Source organism: Paenibacillus sp. FSL H3-0329, assembly GCF_037963285.1.
Taxonomy (GTDB): Bacteria; Bacillota; Bacilli; order Paenibacillales; family Paenibacillaceae; genus Paenibacillus_AQ; species Paenibacillus_AQ odorifer.
Genome location: NZ_CP150150.1, coordinates 604,980 through 622,120 on the forward strand (window position 1 = coordinate 604,980; position 17,141 = coordinate 622,120).

General features: G+C 45.9%; 10 protein-coding genes. 9 read left to right on the top strand and 1 reads right to left on the bottom strand.

The window, feature by feature from the left end; translation table 11 throughout:
• The first annotated feature begins 7 nt into the window (after window positions 1–7).
• Window positions 8–1,771 carry a SulP family inorganic anion transporter gene (locus NSQ66_RS02720; protein ID WP_076141858.1) on the top strand — a complete coding sequence of 588 codons (1,764 nt, stop codon included), beginning with the start codon at window positions 8–10 and terminating at the stop codon, window positions 1,769–1,771.
• A gap of 150 nt (window positions 1,772–1,921) precedes the next feature.
• Window positions 1,922–2,617, top strand: a complete 696-nt coding sequence (locus tag NSQ66_RS02725; RefSeq protein ID WP_038568569.1) for a DUF1361 domain-containing protein — start codon at window positions 1,922–1,924, stop codon at window positions 2,615–2,617.
• On the opposite strand, the gene NSQ66_RS02730 is transcribed toward NSQ66_RS02725, so the two are convergent.
• A complete protein-coding gene (locus tag NSQ66_RS02730) occupies window positions 2,614–2,931 on the bottom strand; it encodes an MGMT family protein (RefSeq protein WP_036676747.1) in 318 nt (105 codons plus the stop codon). The two genes, NSQ66_RS02725 and NSQ66_RS02730, sit on opposite strands and share 4 nt — an antisense overlap.
• 217 nt (window positions 2,932–3,148) lie before the next feature.
• On the opposite strand from NSQ66_RS02730, the gene NSQ66_RS02735 reads away from it, so the two are divergent.
• From NSQ66_RS02735 to NSQ66_RS02765, 7 genes are all read left to right on the top strand, one after another.
• Window positions 3,149–4,201, top strand: a complete 1,053-nt coding sequence (locus NSQ66_RS02735; RefSeq protein WP_036676749.1) for a LacI family DNA-binding transcriptional regulator — start codon at window positions 3,149–3,151, stop codon at window positions 4,199–4,201.
• Between the two features lie 67 nt (window positions 4,202–4,268).
• Window positions 4,269–6,680: a hypothetical protein gene (locus tag NSQ66_RS02740; RefSeq protein ID WP_076141859.1), complete on the top strand. Its 2,412-nt coding sequence runs from the start codon at window positions 4,269–4,271 to the stop codon at window positions 6,678–6,680.
• Window positions 6,681–6,772: 92 nt separating this feature from the next.
• On the top strand, window positions 6,773–8,173 hold the full coding sequence (locus NSQ66_RS02745) for an extracellular solute-binding protein (protein WP_076141860.1): 1,401 nt from the start codon (window positions 6,773–6,775) through the stop codon (window positions 8,171–8,173).
• Window positions 8,174–8,207: 34 nt separating this feature from the next.
• The gene (locus NSQ66_RS02750) at window positions 8,208–9,185 is read left to right on the top strand and encodes a sugar ABC transporter permease (protein ID WP_051490934.1); all 978 of its coding nucleotides are present in this window, start codon (window positions 8,208–8,210) and stop codon (window positions 9,183–9,185) included.
• Entirely contained in the window at window positions 9,185–10,063 is an 879-nt protein-coding gene (locus tag NSQ66_RS02755; protein WP_081382617.1) for a carbohydrate ABC transporter permease, read from the top strand. Before NSQ66_RS02750 ends, NSQ66_RS02755 begins: the two co-directional genes overlap by 1 nt.
• Before the next feature lie 19 nt (window positions 10,064–10,082).
• Window positions 10,083–15,467: an Ig-like domain-containing protein gene (locus tag NSQ66_RS02760; RefSeq protein ID WP_339279545.1), complete on the top strand. Its 5,385-nt coding sequence runs from the start codon at window positions 10,083–10,085 to the stop codon at window positions 15,465–15,467.
• Window positions 15,445–16,353, top strand: a complete 909-nt coding sequence (locus NSQ66_RS02765; RefSeq protein ID WP_076141862.1) for an S-layer homology domain-containing protein — start codon at window positions 15,445–15,447, stop codon at window positions 16,351–16,353. Before NSQ66_RS02760 ends, NSQ66_RS02765 begins: the two co-directional genes overlap by 23 nt.
• Window positions 16,354–17,141 lie beyond the last annotated feature (788 nt).

Below are 17,141 nucleotides of genomic sequence, written 5' to 3' on the forward strand. Positions count from 1 at the left end.
TTTGAACATGACAGGGCGGGGTCGTTATAAAGGCTACAACATGAACGCTTTTCGCAAGGATTTGATATCGGGGACAATCGTCGGAGTTATTGCCATTCCTTTAGGGATGGCATTTGCTATTGCTTCTGGTGTAAAGCCGGAATATGGCATTTATACGACAATCGTTGCCGGCATATGTATTTCATTGTTCGGGGGATCAAAATTTCAGATTGGTGGACCGACAGGTGCATTTATTCCTATCTTGTTCGCCATTGGGATGCAGTATGGTTATGAGAATCTGCTGTTAGCAGGGATGATGGCGGGGGTTATTTTAGTCCTCATGGGATTGTTAAGGCTGGGTGTACTGATTAAATTTATTCCGAAGCCGGTCACGATTGGTTTCACAGCAGGAATAGCGGTTATTATCTTCACCGGACAGATTGCTAATTTCCTTGGGTTAAGGAATATTGAACGGCACGAGAGCTTTGTAGATAACATGAAAGAAATTGGACTTCATCTATCGACGATCAATGGATATAGTATCCTGACCGCCGCGATTTGTCTGGCCGTTGTTATCCTAGCGATTCGCTTCGCTCCGAAGGTGCCGGGCTCATTGGTTGGCCTTCTTTGTGCGACTGTCATAGCAGCGTTATTTTTTAGCGGTAAGGTGACTACGATTGGTTTGGCCTATGGGAATATCCCTAATACACTGCCAAGCTTCCGTTTTCCGACCATTACCTGGGAGCGGATTACACTGCTGATTCGTCCGGCCTTTATCATCGCGATGTTGGGTGCTATTGAATCCTTATTGTCAGCTGTCGTAGCTGATGGGATGACAGGCAGCCGCCATAACAGCAACCGTGAACTGATTGGTCAGGGAATCGCCAATATTGCAGCTCCATTGTTTGGAGGAATTCCAGCTACAGGTGCCATTGCCAGAACCGCCACAAATATCAAAAGCGGTGCAGTTTCTCCGATCTCAGGGATCGTTCATGGGGTAGTGGTATTCCTAATTCTTCTGTTGTTTGCACCCTATGCTTCTAGTATTCCGTTGGCAGCGATGGCTCCTATCTTGATGGTAGTAGCTTGGAATATGAGTGAACGCAAACAATTTCTTCATTTGCTTAAAATCAAAACAGGTGATTCTTTGGTATTATTCATCACCTTCTTGTTGACGATATTTGCAGATTTAACGCTGGCCGTAGAGGTGGGATTAATTCTTGCGGTGATTTTGTTTGTGAAACGGATGGGAGAGGTTCATCTGGTATCCAAAGTATTGCCTGATCCTAATTCCGTCAAGGTAGGGGCACATATGGTAACGGAGAGTCATGATTGTCCGCAGATTGGGATTTATACCGTGGAAGGGCCGCTGTTTTTTGGCGCTGCGTATAGATTTGATGACACCATGCCCGGTTATGGCTCCGACCAGCCGAAAATTATATTAATGCGGATGGGAAAAGTGCCATTCATGGATACTACGGGCGAATCCAATCTGGCGGAGCTGGTGCGGCATTTACATGCTGTTGGAGGGAAACTGATGATCTCCGGTGTTCAGCCGCAGCCGCTTGAGCTACTTAAGAGAACCGGGCTATATGATAAAATAGGAAAAGCACAGTTTTATCACCATACCGGTGAAGCGATCAATGAAGCTCTTAGCAGTATTAATCACAACAAATGTATCGGATGCAGTCATGCGGCGTTTAGGGAGTGTACGGCATTATCCTGTCAGGAGGATGCAGGTGGACTACGGGGTCTGACAGGACGCAAGAAGCCAGCATTGCCTCTGAACTAATCAGCGGTACTTGAGCTTAATAAATAAAGTCGGCCTGGGCGCTATTCTTGCGTCTGGGCTTTTGTATTAAAATTGGACTTCGGAATTCTGAATTTGTACAATTGGGTATAAGTTTAATGTAATCAATATTGATAAGGAGAATATAAGCTCATGAAGGAATTGAATTATCCGAAGGTGTTTATGCTCTTGGCGGGATTGTCTGTCGCTACATTGGCGGTATATCGTGTAGTGTCACTTCAGACGGATTCGTTTTACGGTTTTTTAATTTGGAATTTGTTCTTAGCTTGGATTCCGTTTTTATTCTCCATGGCTGCTTATGAGCTAGACAAAAGGAAGATAGGCGGTTTATTACTTCTTCCTTTGGGTGTCGCGTGGCTGCTGTTCTTTCCAAACGCGCCTTATCTCATGACTGACCTGGTGCATTTAACGGTAAGAAAAAGTAGATATATCGTGGAGGGAGCCATTCAGAATCGCTACTGGTATGACTTGGTCACTCTTTTATTGTTCACCTGGAGTGGATGGTTGACCGGGTTCTTCTCATTGTATCAGTTCCAGACGGTCATTTATCGTAAAAGCAACCTGCTGTGGTCATGGGTATTCGTGCTTGCGGCATGTATGCTCGGGGGATATGGTGTACTGCTTGGCCGAGTCTACAGACTCAATAGCTGGGACGTCCTGACGGACAGGCATCAGTTGTATCAACTTGTTCTGGATAGCCTGAATCTCCAGTCCGTATTTTTCAGCTTGTTCATTGCCTTTGTCCTGCTGGTCATTTACGCGACGATGTATTGTCTACTCAATGCTCTTGGCACCGGAGAAAGACGAAGAGTTACCAGAGGGTACTAATCGGTACACTCCGGCTCAAACTGGAATTGCTTCAGATCTACCACACCTTTTTCATTAAAACTAACTCCCTCTCCCTGTAGATAGAGCCTCTGGAGGGAGTTAGACTCATCCTCAGTTAGTGCGATCATTCCTTTAGCATTAATGACCCGATGCCAGGGCAGCTTATATTTTTTGCTCATGGAGTGAAGGATGCGAACGACCTGCCTCGCTCCTCTTGGGCTACCTGCCGCGCGGGCAACTCCTCCGTAAGTCATCACTTTACCTTCTGGTATAGACTGTATGATATGAATAACTCTCTCAGTAAATGGTGTCATAGCAAGCTCAAGCTCCTATATCTTATTTTTATCCATTGCTCCTCAACAGATAAATCAATTCTAAACGAAACGGGGGACGAACAGGAGGATTTTTTGAGGATAGCAAAAAAAGGGTTGCAAAGCAATAAATACGCGTGGTATATTCTAACTGTAAAAATAATCTAAACGTTTAACAACGTGATTGAAAGAGTTCCATAATAAGATAGGAGAAGGTGTAATGAGGAAAACCAGCATTAAAGACATAGCCGCAAAGGCTAATGTTTCGATTGCTACAGTCTCCTATGTGCTTAATGGTACCCGCAATGTACGTTCTGATACAAGGGAACGAGTTGTTGCCGCCATTGAGGAGTTGAATTATAAGCCGAATGCTATTGCGAAGAGTCTCAAACTCAACCGTACGAATACAATAGGTGTTATTGCAGAAGATGTGACGGTATTTAACACGCCCGATATTATCGATGGAATTAATGATTTTGGAGATCGAAACGATTTGCATATTTTACTGGTGAATCTTCGTTTAGACAAGCGTATCGGCCGTAACTTCTCGAATACGGAAGACTACCGAAAGTATGCCGCTAATGCGGTTGCCGAACTGCTCAGCAATCAAGTGGATGGGATTATTTATATCGGTGTTCATCCCCGTGATTTAACGGGTCTAATCGATACGGAGGGTAAGCCGATTGTGTATACCTACTCTTACACACAGGACGATATCTCTATCCAGTATAATGATGAGCAAGCTGCTTACCAAGCCATGTCCTACTTGGTTAACCAAGGACATAGCAGAATTGCAGTAATCAGTGGTTTGATGGATTCTATTCCTTCCAGATTAAGACTGAACGGTTATTACAAGGCAGTTACTGAATATCAATTACCGTTCGATCCACTGTTAATTAAGATGGGAGACTGGGAGAGGGAATCAGGGTATCGCCTTACCTCCGAGTTGCTCGCTTTGCCGGAGCCCCCAACCGCGATTCTTTCCATGAATGATGTAATGGTTGTAGGTATTTTGCAGGCGGCAGAGGAAAAAGGGGTTAAAATACCGGATGATCTGTCGGTTGTCGGTTTTGATAATCGTGAATTCAGTGATTACTTACGCCCGCGTATAACAACAATGGGACTTCCGCTACATGAGATGGGCTATCAAGCTATTGAGGTTTTGTTCAATTTAATCAAGGGGACGAAGATGGATTCACTGACCATGCCGGAGTGCCGGTTGATCGAACGTGATTCCGTGGCTACGTTAAAAAATGCTGTGAAACAAAAATAAGTTTCACAGCTCCTTTTTCCTCATAAATCTAAACGTTTAACTTAAAATATTGAAGAGGTGCTAGGCAATGACGATTCTAGGCAATGAAAACTTCACGATGGAGCTAAGCGACCGCGGAGCACTTCAGTCTCTGATATTACAGGGCGACCCTAGTGAAATGAATTGGGTAGTTGATCCGTCTTATTTGAAAGAGGCAGGTTATGCGGATACAGATAAGCTATTCGGAGAATGGACAATAGAGCTGGACGGGAATATCATAAAAAGCACTGATCTGTTGCCCAAAATTACGCCAGAAGGAAAACACCGTGTAATTGTGGATTTTGAAGGCGCACCGATTGCAATCAGACTTATATATTCTCTGGAAGATGAGCGACTAAGATGGACTATTGAAGCTACAAACCGCTCACCACAATCTGTAAGAATTAATGGACTTCATGTGTGGCTTTCGCTCGCGTATATCATGTACAGAGATGAAAATGTGCAGCGCAATATGAGCCAGTCCTGTGCAGTGTTCCCCCATCTTGGTGGGGATTTCGCTAAAATCGCTGCTATTCGACGGAGCAACAAAGCACCACATCTGGGTGTTTATGGGGTTCAGGGCAGAACAGTAAGCGTAGGTACTTATTGTAGTTATAAGAATCGTTTTCTTGAGCAGGTCTCCCCTTCTTTGGATGGTCTGCTGTATCATCGGCTATCGTTGGTGGAGGACGGATCATCTATGACCGAATCTGCAGCTGCCGACTGGATATATGGTGGCGCTTACAGTTCGCTGGATCTTGGCGCTGGGGAGACCTACAGCTGGGAATACATATTCCATCCCTGTCAGAATCGAGATGATTTCTATAGGCAGGGCATGGCCTATGGACATCCGCGCTGGAGCTATACGCCTGTATTAACCCGAGGAGGAAGGTTCGAAGCTGTTGTTGATCTGCCGCAGGACCAGGTTCTACGTGAGCTGCGTTTGTATAGCACTTTACCGGGGACGGAGCTGATCCGCCAGGAGAATATTACGAACGAAGCTGTACGGTTGGAGTCAGGCAGTAGCTATGCTATATCTTTACAGCGTTTGGAGCCGGGAGAACATAAGCTGGAGCTGGTGCTAGAAGATGGACGGAGCGATATCCTGGTCTGGAATGTACTGGAGTCGATTGACTGGATTCTGGAAAAGAGAGCCGAGTGGTTGGTAAATAATAACTTTGGAGGGACAGGGGAGGTCGAAAGGCCATATGCCTTCCGTCCGCTATCGAATCAGGGAGAATCGCTGGGTAAGGTTACTTTTCTACTGATGAAGAATAGCATGGCCAAGGCTGTCCCAGAACAAGTAGCTAAGGCCGAGATTGCAGCAGTATTGGATGTGAAGGAGCATTGGTTTGAAGGCGGGGATTTTAATCATCCGCGTCCCTTGTACGGAGAATTCTACCGCATTTATGATCTGGATTATATTGGGCATGTCTTTTATCTATTGTCACGAATGGATGGTTCATTACTTAAAATTCATTCTCCTAGAGAATATCTACAATGGGCTGCCGAAATCATGTGTCTTCGCCTAGACCCTGATCGGCACAGTGGCCAGCGTGAGAAGGATGAGAGCCGTCTAAATGGGATATTTGTGCTCTATATTCTTGATTTATTAGAAGCACTGAAGCAGTGCGGTCTTTCAGAAGAGTATAAACGTCTACTTACCTTATGGGAGCGCTTTGGTAGAAATCTGGAGACAGGGATACAGCAGTATGAGGGAGCTATAACGGAGCATTTTTACGATAATGCAGGGTTTGGCCCTACCTGTGAAACGTTGTGTCACCTTGGAAATAAAGAGGAGGCCCAGCGTTATGGACAACTAATTCTGGCAAATATCGGATTCAGCAATGATTACAGAGTGCAGAATCCGGATCGCTGGTGGGAAGCTTTGTCTTATATGATTCATTCCCTTTGGGGTGGATTGGTAGCAGGAGCATCCCGGGTTGCCTATGAATTCCTTGGAGACCCTGAATATTTGGAAGCCGCTTACCGTTCTACGATGGCAGTATTCAATTGTTACGATTGGAATGTACGCTCTACTCCACGCCGTTTGTTGCCTGGAGAGGCAGCTTCTACATATAGTGTGGCAGCTCCTAACCTGAATATGCCAGAATTGTCGCGAAACCGTTTTGGGCAATCCGTATTTGTGGGGGCAAGTGATTCCTTGTTTGCTTCGCTGTTCTCGGGTGTGACAGGAGATGATTGGGATATGGGGGAGGAGCTAGTGGCCTATCTAATGGGCTTCGGGACAACCACATATTTGTACAGGGATCCACGCGGAAAGATGCGCTGTATTAACGGTTATATTGAAGAAGACTCGGAGGGCTGGATCGTAACAAGTTACGCTGCATATCCGTCAAGATATGTGCTGCTTGAGGACAAGCTCGAATATCGCACAACTGAGGGGATGCTAGAGCCTCACGTAAGACTGGCAGGCGGAATGTTCAGCCCTTGTCTGTAATCGCTAAGAATGACAAACCATGATGATTTTAGGCTAAAGCTTTAAATGCTTGGCTTGAAATAAATAGATATGAAAAAAGGGAGGCAACAAACATGAAGTTTGGAAAACGTACTCTAGTTCTATCTTTAGCATCAATGATGGTTTTTTCCGCACTGGCAGGTTGTTCGGGCAATTCCAACAATGCGGCTCCAAAGGCATCTGAAGGGTCTGGAGCAGCCAACAAAGAAACTACGCCTGATAAAGATGTAACCTTGGAATTATTGTATTGGGGTGATGATGTACAGAAAAAGCTGGTAGAAGCGGCAGCAGAAAAATATACAGCCGACACCGGAGTAAAAATCAATGCACAAGTGCTTCCAGCGGATGGCTCCTTTGATACATTTATTCAGACCCGGCTCGAATCCGGCGAACTTCCAGATATCAGTTATATGGGCGAAGGCGATATCCAAAAGTACAATGAAATGGGAATTATCGAAGATATCAGCGATTTATTAGCGGACGGAAGTATTCCTGAAAAACTATCAGCGATAACAATCCATTCACCTGAGCAAAAAGTGATCGGAGTCGGTCTATCCAACCAGCTGGAGCTGCTTTACTATAGCAAGTCCAAATTTGATGCAGCAGGTCTTGAATATCCACCCTCCAAAGTTGAAAATGCGTGGGATTGGGATACATTCGTAACAAACGCGAAAAAGTTAACGACAGATACTAAAGGAAAAACAGCGGCAGATGAAGGCTTTGATGCTGCTCTGACCGAGAACTACGGGCTTGGTATGACAGCGGGACGGGAGTTCCACCATTTCTGGGCAGCTTATGCCAACGGTGGCGGGATTGTTTCCCCGGATGGAAAGGAGTTTCAATGGGATTCTCCCAAAACGGTTGATGCCATCCAGAAGCTAGCTGATCTCGTTAACAAAGATAAGGTTGCATCCGCTTTCAATTACACTTGGAATTCCGGAATTGGTTCTGCGGTAGACGCTTTGAGTGGTGGTTATGCCATGGCGATCAGCGGCTCTTGGGATCTAGCTAATATCAAAGGGAATGAAGATATCAGCGTTGGGGTTCTGCCTAAGATGGAAAAGGCAGTAACGATGAACTGTGGTGCTCCACTTGTTGTGTACAATACATCGAAGCACATTGAGGAAGCCAAGAAATTCTATGCTTACATGGTCAACCCTGAGAACAGTCTGGAGCTGCTGAAGAGTGGTGCGTGGTTGCCAAACCAGGCAGATTGGTATACCGATCCTACCTTGGTTGAAAAGTGGACCTCCGATCTTCCTGAAAGCGCAAAAGAAACTATCCTTAGTTATTCGACAACGAAAGATTCTATCGCACAATGGCCTGCATATTACGTTCCTGCCTACCTCAAGATGAATACTGAATATGAGAAATCTATTGATCAGGCATTGGCAGGTAAGAAAAGTGTTAAAGAAGTCTATGACGCGATCATGCCAGCGATCAAGCAGTTGTTCGAGAGCGGCAAGGTTTCCTAATTAGAGCTTATATTTGAAAAGAGGGCTATTGCTTATGAACCCAGAGAGCAAAACCGAAACGGCTGCGGTCTATGTTAAAAAGCATGCCAGAGGTGTCACCAAAGAGGCGGTGGCTGGATATTTGTTTGCAGCACCGGCCATTATTGGATTTTTGGTATTGACGCTTTATCCGATGTTGGCCAGTTTGTTTTACAGCTTTCATAAAATAACGATTATGAGCGGAAGCCAAGTTATGGAATGGATTGGGCTGGATAATTTCCGGTACATATTCACCAATACCAGCTCCGAATTCAAGAAATCCATAACGGTGACCTTGATTTATGCCTTCATTAACGTGGCGCTTGTAATCACCTTTTGTCTGATTGTTGCACTCTTATTGAACCGTAAATTTATCGGCAGAAACTTGATGCGGGCTATATTCTTTCTGCCGTCTGTAGTTCCGATGCTGGCGACAACGATTGTGTGGCAGATGCTTCTACAGAACCAAGCCAAGGGTGGACTGCTTAACTGGATTTTATTGCAGATAGGAATAGCCCCTGTTGATTTCCTGACTGATCCCATCCGTATTTTTGAGACATTGTTTATCATGAGCTTGTGGACCTGTGGTGGGACGATTGTTGTGTTCATCGCTACGCTGCAGGATGTTCCGGGAGAATTGCTGGAAGCCATCGAGATGGACGGGGGAAATGCTTGGCACAAGTTCCTCAAAGTAACCTATCCGACGATCAAGCCTGTACTCTTTTTCCAATTGATTATGTGCATGATGACCTCTATCCAGATTTATACGCAAAGTGTGGTGTTGTCCAGAAATGGTGCACCCGATCGGATGACTTATTTTATCAACGTTATGATCTATGACCATTCATTTGTTCAGGTAGGGATGCGCGGTTTGGCGTCTGCTGAGGCATGGGTCGTCTTCCTAATCACTATGGCCATTACTGGTGTGCTGTTCTACTTCCAGGGCGCATTTAAAAGGGACGATTCGATGGGCAAAAGAAAGAAGGTGAGATAATGGCGGCAACCGCAATTATGAATTATACAAGTATCCAGAAAAAAAAGAAAAGAGCTAAAGCCATCAATACCGGGCTGATTCTGTTCTCCTGTCTGCTTGCAGTGGTGTTTGCTTTTCCGCTTTATTGGCTGCTGAGAGGTGCCTTCGTGAGCCACACAGAAATACTGGCGCGGCCGCCTGTGTTTTTCCCCGAGTCACTAAATGTCGATAATTTTCGGCTTGGATTGGAACGTATTCAGTTCCTGCGGCAGCTCTGGAATTCAGTTTCGATTGTAGTTCCTTATGTGATTGGGACGGTGCTGACGACAAGCTTTGCCGGGTATGCCTTTGCTAAGCTGAACTTTCCGCTGCGCGGGATGTGGTTCGTGCTGGTCATCAGTACGATGATGCTGCCTAGTGCCGTAACCCTGCTGCCACAATATTCTCTGTACACTTCTTTGGGACTGGCTGGCAAACCTGCTCTTATTATTCCGGCCTTTTTCTGTGCAGGCGGCAACGCGTATTTTGTCTTTTTGCTCCGGCAATTTTTTATGACGATTCCGCTAGAACTCAGTGAAGCTGCCAAGATTGACGGTGCGGGTTACTTCCGTATCTACTCCCGTATCATGCTGCCGCTTATACGTCCCGCAATGATTGTTGTGGCGTTGTTCAGCTTTATTAACTGTTGGAATGAATTTTTCTATACCATGATTTATTTGAAGACTGAAGCAGATTATACGCTGCCTATGGGCTTGTATATTGTGAACGGGATGCGCATTCCGAACTATGAACAGGTCATGGCACTGGCGCTCGTCGTTACAGCTCCTTGTCTAGTATTTTTCTTGATCGGCAACAAATATTTTGTTGAGGGCATTACATTAACGGGAATCAAGGGATAAAAAGGAGGAATTCATCCAAATGACAAGTCATAAATGGCCCAGAAGAGCTTCTGTAGCGGCATTATGTGCGGCTGTTGTATTAAATGCAGGGATTGTTCCCGTATCGGCTAACTACACGACTGATTTCTATCATGAAGGCGTAGGCACCGATTACGGGCAGGCGAAGTGGAAGGATAATTCTATTGTTAAGGAAGGCGTTAATTTCAGCGATGTCACCGTCGGAGAAATGATGCAGGCGATTGAAGCTTTTGATTTTGAGGCTTTTGCAAAAGATAATTCCGATTTGCCTTGGCTTGATGCCTTGCTTGTTAACGAAGGTGTCATTCCGGATGATGTCAACGATGAAGTTAGCGCCAATACTCTGTTCAGCCGGGGAAGCGCTTTGTACATGAAGACTCAGGATAATACCAAGCTGGGTTTTGTGGGAACGGTGCATTACGCGGATACTTTGAACAAGGACACGATGTATAACATCACCCTTTCTACAGGAGACTTGGCGGAACAGAAAAATGTGCGGAAGAACTACCCGAGTCATGAGAATCAGACCTACACAAGCGGAGGCCTGGAGATTAACCAGCGGAAATTTATTTCCAGCTATAACAGTGCTGTAACGCTGCTTCAGTTGAAGAATCCTACGGCCAGTGATATAACGTTGACGATGAAGGTTAAATCACCTTTCGTCTCAGCGGCTGAGGGTGATGAGCTGGTGGGTTACAGAGTGGCTGCTCCGCTAATGATAGGCAAAGCCGGGCAAAAGGTAGTTGAAGCGATGTCCTACGTGGATGTTCATCTGAGCGGAAACGGTATGAGTCCTTCCGGAAATGAACTGGTTAGAGAGATTACAGTGCCCGCCGGTGGCTCCGTTGACCAAAAGGTAGTCATGGGCTGGCTCGCGGATGAAATACCGGGCTCAAAGCTGCATTATGAGAGCTTTAAGGCTGCTGACAGCAATGACACAGCCTTCTCTGCACAGGTGCGGGAGTACAACGAGTGGTGGGCAGAGAACATTCCATATATCGATGTTCCCGATGAGAATGTGAAGAAGGTACTTTATTATCGTTGGTGGTGTAACCGCTTTAATTTGCTGGATGCCAACATTCCGGGCAATGACTGGCAGTTCCCAATGAACATGGAGGGCGTTCTCGGCTACAACAACGGGATTACGGTCAGTGTACCTTGGGCGATGCAGGATCTGAAATGGCTGCGTGATCCTTCCTACTTGTATGGAACCTGGCTGGCTCAAGGGGAATATTCCGAGAATAAGAATTATAAAAATAATCCCGGACGTCCTAACATCTGGACTTGGGATATGATGCAGAACACGTCGCAAGTAGGCTGGGACGCTTACAAGATTTACGGTGGTGGTCAGGAAATATTGAAGAAGTTTGCTGATTTTTCTGCGACTGATGTTACCGGCACACTTGAACATTTTAAAGGCACTAATCCAAATCTTGTTTATTATAACCATGGTCCGATTACAGGTAATGACGGAGATACCGTATCCATGCACTGGAATGGCAGTGGTAACTATGCCCGCCTGGATGGTTCTTCTACTACCTACGCCAATGCAGTGGCAACAGCGAAGATGTACGAGCAGCTTGGAGATACTGCGGGTGCAGCTAAAATGAACACTGTGGCGCAGAATATTAAGAATTCAATTCTGAATGAGATGTGGTACGACAAGGCTGACTTTGATGGTGACGGTGTGGCAGATACGAATGGTACAGGCAGCTTTTTGCATAAAAAAGTTGTGGGCGGTATCGATGTATTCAACCCTTGGCGGGATAATAACATGTTTGTCTTTAACTTTGGTGTAGTACCAACTGAAGGTGAAGAAGGATATGAGGCGAAATATTTATCTCAGTTGTCTGATTACGCTGATCCGAATTATTATCCGATCTTTCCTTTCTTTACAGCGGATCAGAACAGCATTATGAAGCGGGTAGAAGATTTCAAGAATGGCAAGACGGATGCCTTCGGTACAGACCAGTTCGCATGGTGTAACTTCGGCAACTATATTAATACCGTTCGTGCCTCTCTGCGCTATTATCCTATAGATAATATCAACAGTGACGTTTACAAAACACTGTTTGATTGGGGCGCTTGGTTGCATACAGTGGAACCGGGCAATACGGACCACCTGGACTCTAATGAATTTTTCTGGCTGGAGGATTACTTCTTCGGCACACCATGGACAAAAGACAATCCTCCTAACCCTAGTGGAGATATGGTACGGGCATGGATTCACCACGATACGCTTGGCATGATGAATTACACTGTGGTTGAAGATATGGCGGGTATTCAGCCACGGACAGATGACAAAATCGAGCTATGGCCGATTAATGTCGATTATGACTATTTTGCTGTAGATAACGTGCGTTATCATGATGCTAACTTATCTATCGTATGGCAGGATCCTGCTAAGTATAGTGACAATCCTCATTATCAAGGTATTCCAGCAGGTTATTCGCTCTTCATTAATGACGAACTCGTAATGACAACTAACGAAATGTCCCATCTGATTTATGATACAGCTACTGGCAAGGTGGAAAAACCTTCAGGGGATGTAACTGGGGCCGTTGGCGACAACTCGAAGACACAGGTGTTATATGAAAAAGGCAGTGCTACGACGCTTGCTGCAGCAGATCAAACATCCTTAGCCAGCAATGAGAAGACTGTCGACATGTTTAATAAAGCAGGCGTTGATATTGTTAATAACGGTACGAATCTGGCTGTTGCTTCAGGCACTACTGTTGAATCGACTTATATCAAGAGCGGTTCGAATATCCGCAACCTGGCGGACAATTCGACAATCGCATCAATTAATCATACGTCAAACACAGCTTTATTCGGCGGTTCGCCGAATTCTGTCGATACGGTTACGTTCAAATTTGATGGAGTCCAGGCTGTGGACAATGTAAAAGTCTATTTCTATAATGACCGGCTTCTGAACGGTTATGGTACACCACAGACATTTGGTGTCGAATATCAGGATGCTGATGGAAGCTGGAAACCAGTGGAGGGACAATTCCGCTATCCGGAATATATTGCTTCCAACTATAACAATGTGGAGTTCCAAAAGGTTAACACTGCAGCGATTCGCATTCATGTGACGCATCCGCTGGAACTTGCGACCGCCATCAAGGAGATTCAGATCTACAATAATAATCTGGAGGTTAAGGCGGCTGCCAATCAGGCACCAAAGGTTTATCTAGAAACACCATTGAAGGTTGAGCAAAATGTTCCTCTGACGATTATGCCGCAGATCGTTGATGATGGGTTGCCAAGTGGCAAGCTGACTTATACCTGGGAGAAGAATTCAGGTGAAGGAGAAGTAGAGGAGACAGGGCTTGATAAAGCCATGCTGCAAGCTACCTTTAAGACGACTGGTGAATACGAATACCGCCTGACTGTCAGCGATGGAGAACTGGAAACTGTCGTGAAGGTTCCAGTCACCGTATTTGTAGCTACTGCGGAACTGACAGAGATGATCGCGAAGTTTGCGGATTGGGATTCCGGCAGACTTGTCCGGAACAAGGATGATTTTACTGCGGCAACATGGCAAGAGCTGCAAGCTGCGCTGACTGCTGCCAAGGCGTTGCTGGCTCAGGGAGAATATACGCTGGAAGAGATCAAGGTGGCAACGGATCAAATGCGGATGGCGGTGGATAACCTTAGATACAGAAATGCTGCCCTTTTGGCTGCCCCTAGTGCCTCATACACTTCGGCATGGGAGTCTGTGTATGGCATTAATGATGGTTATATCCCTTATACTTCAGCAAGTATTTACAATAGCGAAGCAGAAACTCAGTATGGGAACTGGGGCGGTCCCGGTGAAAGCCACTGGCTGCAACTGACCTGGAAAGAGCCCGTGACTTTGTCAGGCAGCTCCGTGTACTTCTATGATGATGAAGGCGGTGTGCAGGTACCGGGAGATTACAACTTCGAATATTGGGATAAGGATGCTGGAAAATATGTACCGGTATCGGGCTTGAGCGAGAAAGGCAAAGCAAGAAATGCATTTAACGAGGTAACCTTTGACGAGGTGAAGACGGATAAACTCCGTTTGATTCTTAATAAGCAGTCCACCAGTATTTGGACAGGCGTTAAGGAATGGCGGGCTATTTCGTCTATGCCAGAAGGAGAAGTTCCTGCTCCCGGCGACCACGGCGCGATTGCGGGCATTGAACAGATTGCGGTGAGTACGACAGTTAACGTCGTGCCTACGCTTCCAGCTAAGGTTACGGTAACTTACGCCGATAAAACGACAGGCTTGGCAAGTGTGGTATGGGAGGAAATTCCCCTTAACAAACTCACCATTGCTACAGACTTCACTATATTTGGTAAAGTGGCGGGCACTGATATTGCTGCCAGCTGCCGCATCAGTGTGAGGTACGATAAATCTAAACTTAAAGCAGCCATTGATACAGCGGAAGATCCTTCGGTAAATGAAGAGAATTATACCGGAACGCCTGAGCAATGGGAGGCATTACGCATTGCACTAGAGGCTGCTAAAGCCACTTATGCAAATGACGGTGCTACCGATGGTGATATTAATGTGGCATATTCCAATTTGAAAAATGCCTTTGAAGCCTTACAGCCTGTCGAAGCTCATGATGCAACGATCAGCGGAATCACAATTCCGGGCGGATCTATTGATCAGGTAGCCAAAGAAATTATTTTACCGGATACGACTACGCTTGATGAGCTGAAGGAAGGACTTACTGTTCCGGTAGGGGTTACCTTCGCTGTGTACGAACCTGATAGCATTACTCTTGCGGGAGAAATCCAAACGGGTTACAAGGTCATTGTGACGGCACTGGATAAAACAACGACCAGAACGTATACCCTAACATTGGTTTCTGTAAATCCGCCTCTCATAACGGCACCTTTGGAAGAGAAGCTTAGAGCAATAGAAGCTTTGGATAAGAGCCTTTATGTAGAGGAGAGCTGGAATACTCTTGAGAAAGAAGTAGCACGAGCAGTGATATTGCTGGAGAGTGGGACTGCCACTCAGGCAGACATTGATGAGGCATTAAGTCAGCTTAATGCGGCGGTTGCGGGCCTGAAGTTGCTTTCAGAAGCTACGCCAACACCAACGCCAACATCAACACCTGTACCGACAGCGACACCAACGCCAACGTCAACACCAAAACCAACAGAGGCACCGGGTACTTATGTGCCGGTAGCCACGGCCAAACCGTCGCCTAGCGCGTCTGCGACAGCCCCTGCTGTAAGCAGTGGTAAAATCGTGGTCCAGACGGTCATCGGAGCAGATGGAAAAGCATTGGCTGAACTCACTGCCGCAGATGTTGAAAAGGCAGCTAAAGATGCAAAGGATGGTATTCTGTCCATTGTCGTGAATCCTGCCGGAAAGTTTCTTGAAGACTTACACAGATGCTAAGAACGGCAAACTTAAGCTTATTGTGGGCACTGGAGATGTATCCGGATTGCCACTGTCGGTAAGCAGTCAGTTGAATGCTGGTACAATTAAAGACATCAGTCTTAGCGTAGACGGTGTGGTTATTCCGAGTGATGTTCTGAAGACATCGGGGATCAAGCTGGCACTCCCTTATACGCTGAAGTCTGGTGAGAAAGCTCATAAAGTAGTGGTTTATTACTTGAACAGTAATCAGCAACTAGAGATTGTTAAGAACGGAAGATTTAATACAGGAACACAGATGCTTGAGTTAACTTTGCCGCAGCTTGGCAGTTATGTAGTGGGTCACTCGAATGTTTCATTCAAAGATATCGCTACAGCTAATTGGGCGGTAAACAGCATTGAAGCACTCGCAGCACGAGGTGCAATCGAAGGGATGGATGCTGAACACTTTAATCCAAGTGGAAATGTGACCCGTGCAGAATTCATCAAAATATTGATGAACGCTTTTGATTTACTAGATGAGACGGCTGTAAGCACATTTACAGACGTTAAGGATGGGGCATGGTATGCCAGTCCGATTGCGAGCGCTCAAAAGCTCGGCATTGTTAAAGGCAAAGCGGATGACAACTTTGGTGCAAGCGAGGAGATTACTCGTCAGGAAATGGCAGTCATGATTTATCGTTTGGCTCAGACGATTAATATCCCATTGACTGACGGAACAAATGCTTCTGGTGAAGCATTCTCTGATGTGAACCAGTTGTCTGCGGATGCAGCCAAAGCTGTAGAAGCGATGCGTATTAGTGGAATTATTAACGGTATGACATCCAACCAATTTGGGCCAAACGGCAAGGCTACAAGAGCGCAAGCAGCGACAGTGATCTTCCGCCTGTTTGAGCAGCTTCAATAATCGTGCAGCAATACAAGATATAAAAAACACAGGTGTCCTAGTCATGCCAATGACTGGTGGGGTACCTGTGTTTTTTTGCTGCTGACCGTATGTCCCGAACGCCAGCTTTATTAGTTCAAAGCTGCTAGCTCAAAGGTGCCAGCCCCAAACGCCTAACTCAAAGTTGCTGGCTCAGAGATGCCAGTGCCAAACGCATAGAACAAGCTGGCAACCCCTAAGGCCTAACTCAAAGTTGCTAGCATAGAGATACCAGCCTCAAACGTCTAGATCGAAGTTGCTATCTCAGAGCTGACAACTCAAAAACACCTAATCACATGCTCGTATCCCCCATGCTCTTAAAACAAACTTTGCTTCATGGTATGTCATTTGCACGCAAGAGATCGCTAACGGACCCAGTAGCCGCTAAACACAGCATTTATCGACTTTTGGCTTGCTATCGGACTCCATAGTAGCTATTGGCATGAAAACCGCCCAATATGAGCCTCTTTTGATAAAATAGCTGCACTGGAGTCCGAAAATGTGCCAAAAAGGAGATAAATGAGCAAATAACGCCTCCTGAGTCCGTAAGTGCCTGAGGATGCAAGTGGTGTTATCGCGGCTAAGTCCGTAAGTGTCTGAGGATGTGTTTGGTGTTATTGTGCTAGGTCCGTAAGCTCCCCGGGGAGAGGGTGTTTTGGCGCTAACGGACCCAGTAGCCCCTAAACGTTGCATTTATCGACTTTTGGCGTATTATTGGACCCCATAGTCACTATTGGCATGAAAAACGCCCGGTTTGAGCCACTTTTGAT

Bases quoted from the DNA above. Each gene is read 5' to 3' on its own strand.
- NSQ66_RS02740 (WP_076141859.1), top strand. From the start codon at position 4,269: ATGACGATTCTAGGCAATGAAAACTTCACGATGGAGCTAAGCGACCGC.
- NSQ66_RS02760 (WP_339279545.1), top strand. From the start codon at position 10,083: ATGACAAGTCATAAATGGCCCAGAAGAGCTTCTGTAGCGGCATTATGT.
- NSQ66_RS02725 (WP_038568569.1), top strand. From the start codon at position 1,922: ATGAAGGAATTGAATTATCCGAAGGTGTTTATGCTCTTGGCGGGATTG.
- NSQ66_RS02745 (WP_076141860.1), top strand. From the start codon at position 6,773: ATGAAGTTTGGAAAACGTACTCTAGTTCTATCTTTAGCATCAATGATG.
- NSQ66_RS02750 (WP_051490934.1), top strand. From the start codon at position 8,208: ATGAACCCAGAGAGCAAAACCGAAACGGCTGCGGTCTATGTTAAAAAG.
- NSQ66_RS02735 (WP_036676749.1), top strand. From the start codon at position 3,149: ATGAGGAAAACCAGCATTAAAGACATAGCCGCAAAGGCTAATGTTTCG.
- NSQ66_RS02755 (WP_081382617.1), top strand. From the start codon at position 9,185: ATGGCGGCAACCGCAATTATGAATTATACAAGTATCCAGAAAAAAAAG.
- NSQ66_RS02730 (WP_036676747.1), bottom strand. From the start codon at position 2,931: ATGACACCATTTACTGAGAGAGTTATTCATATCATACAGTCTATACCA.
- NSQ66_RS02720 (WP_076141858.1), top strand. From the start codon at position 8: ATGACAGGGCGGGGTCGTTATAAAGGCTACAACATGAACGCTTTTCGC.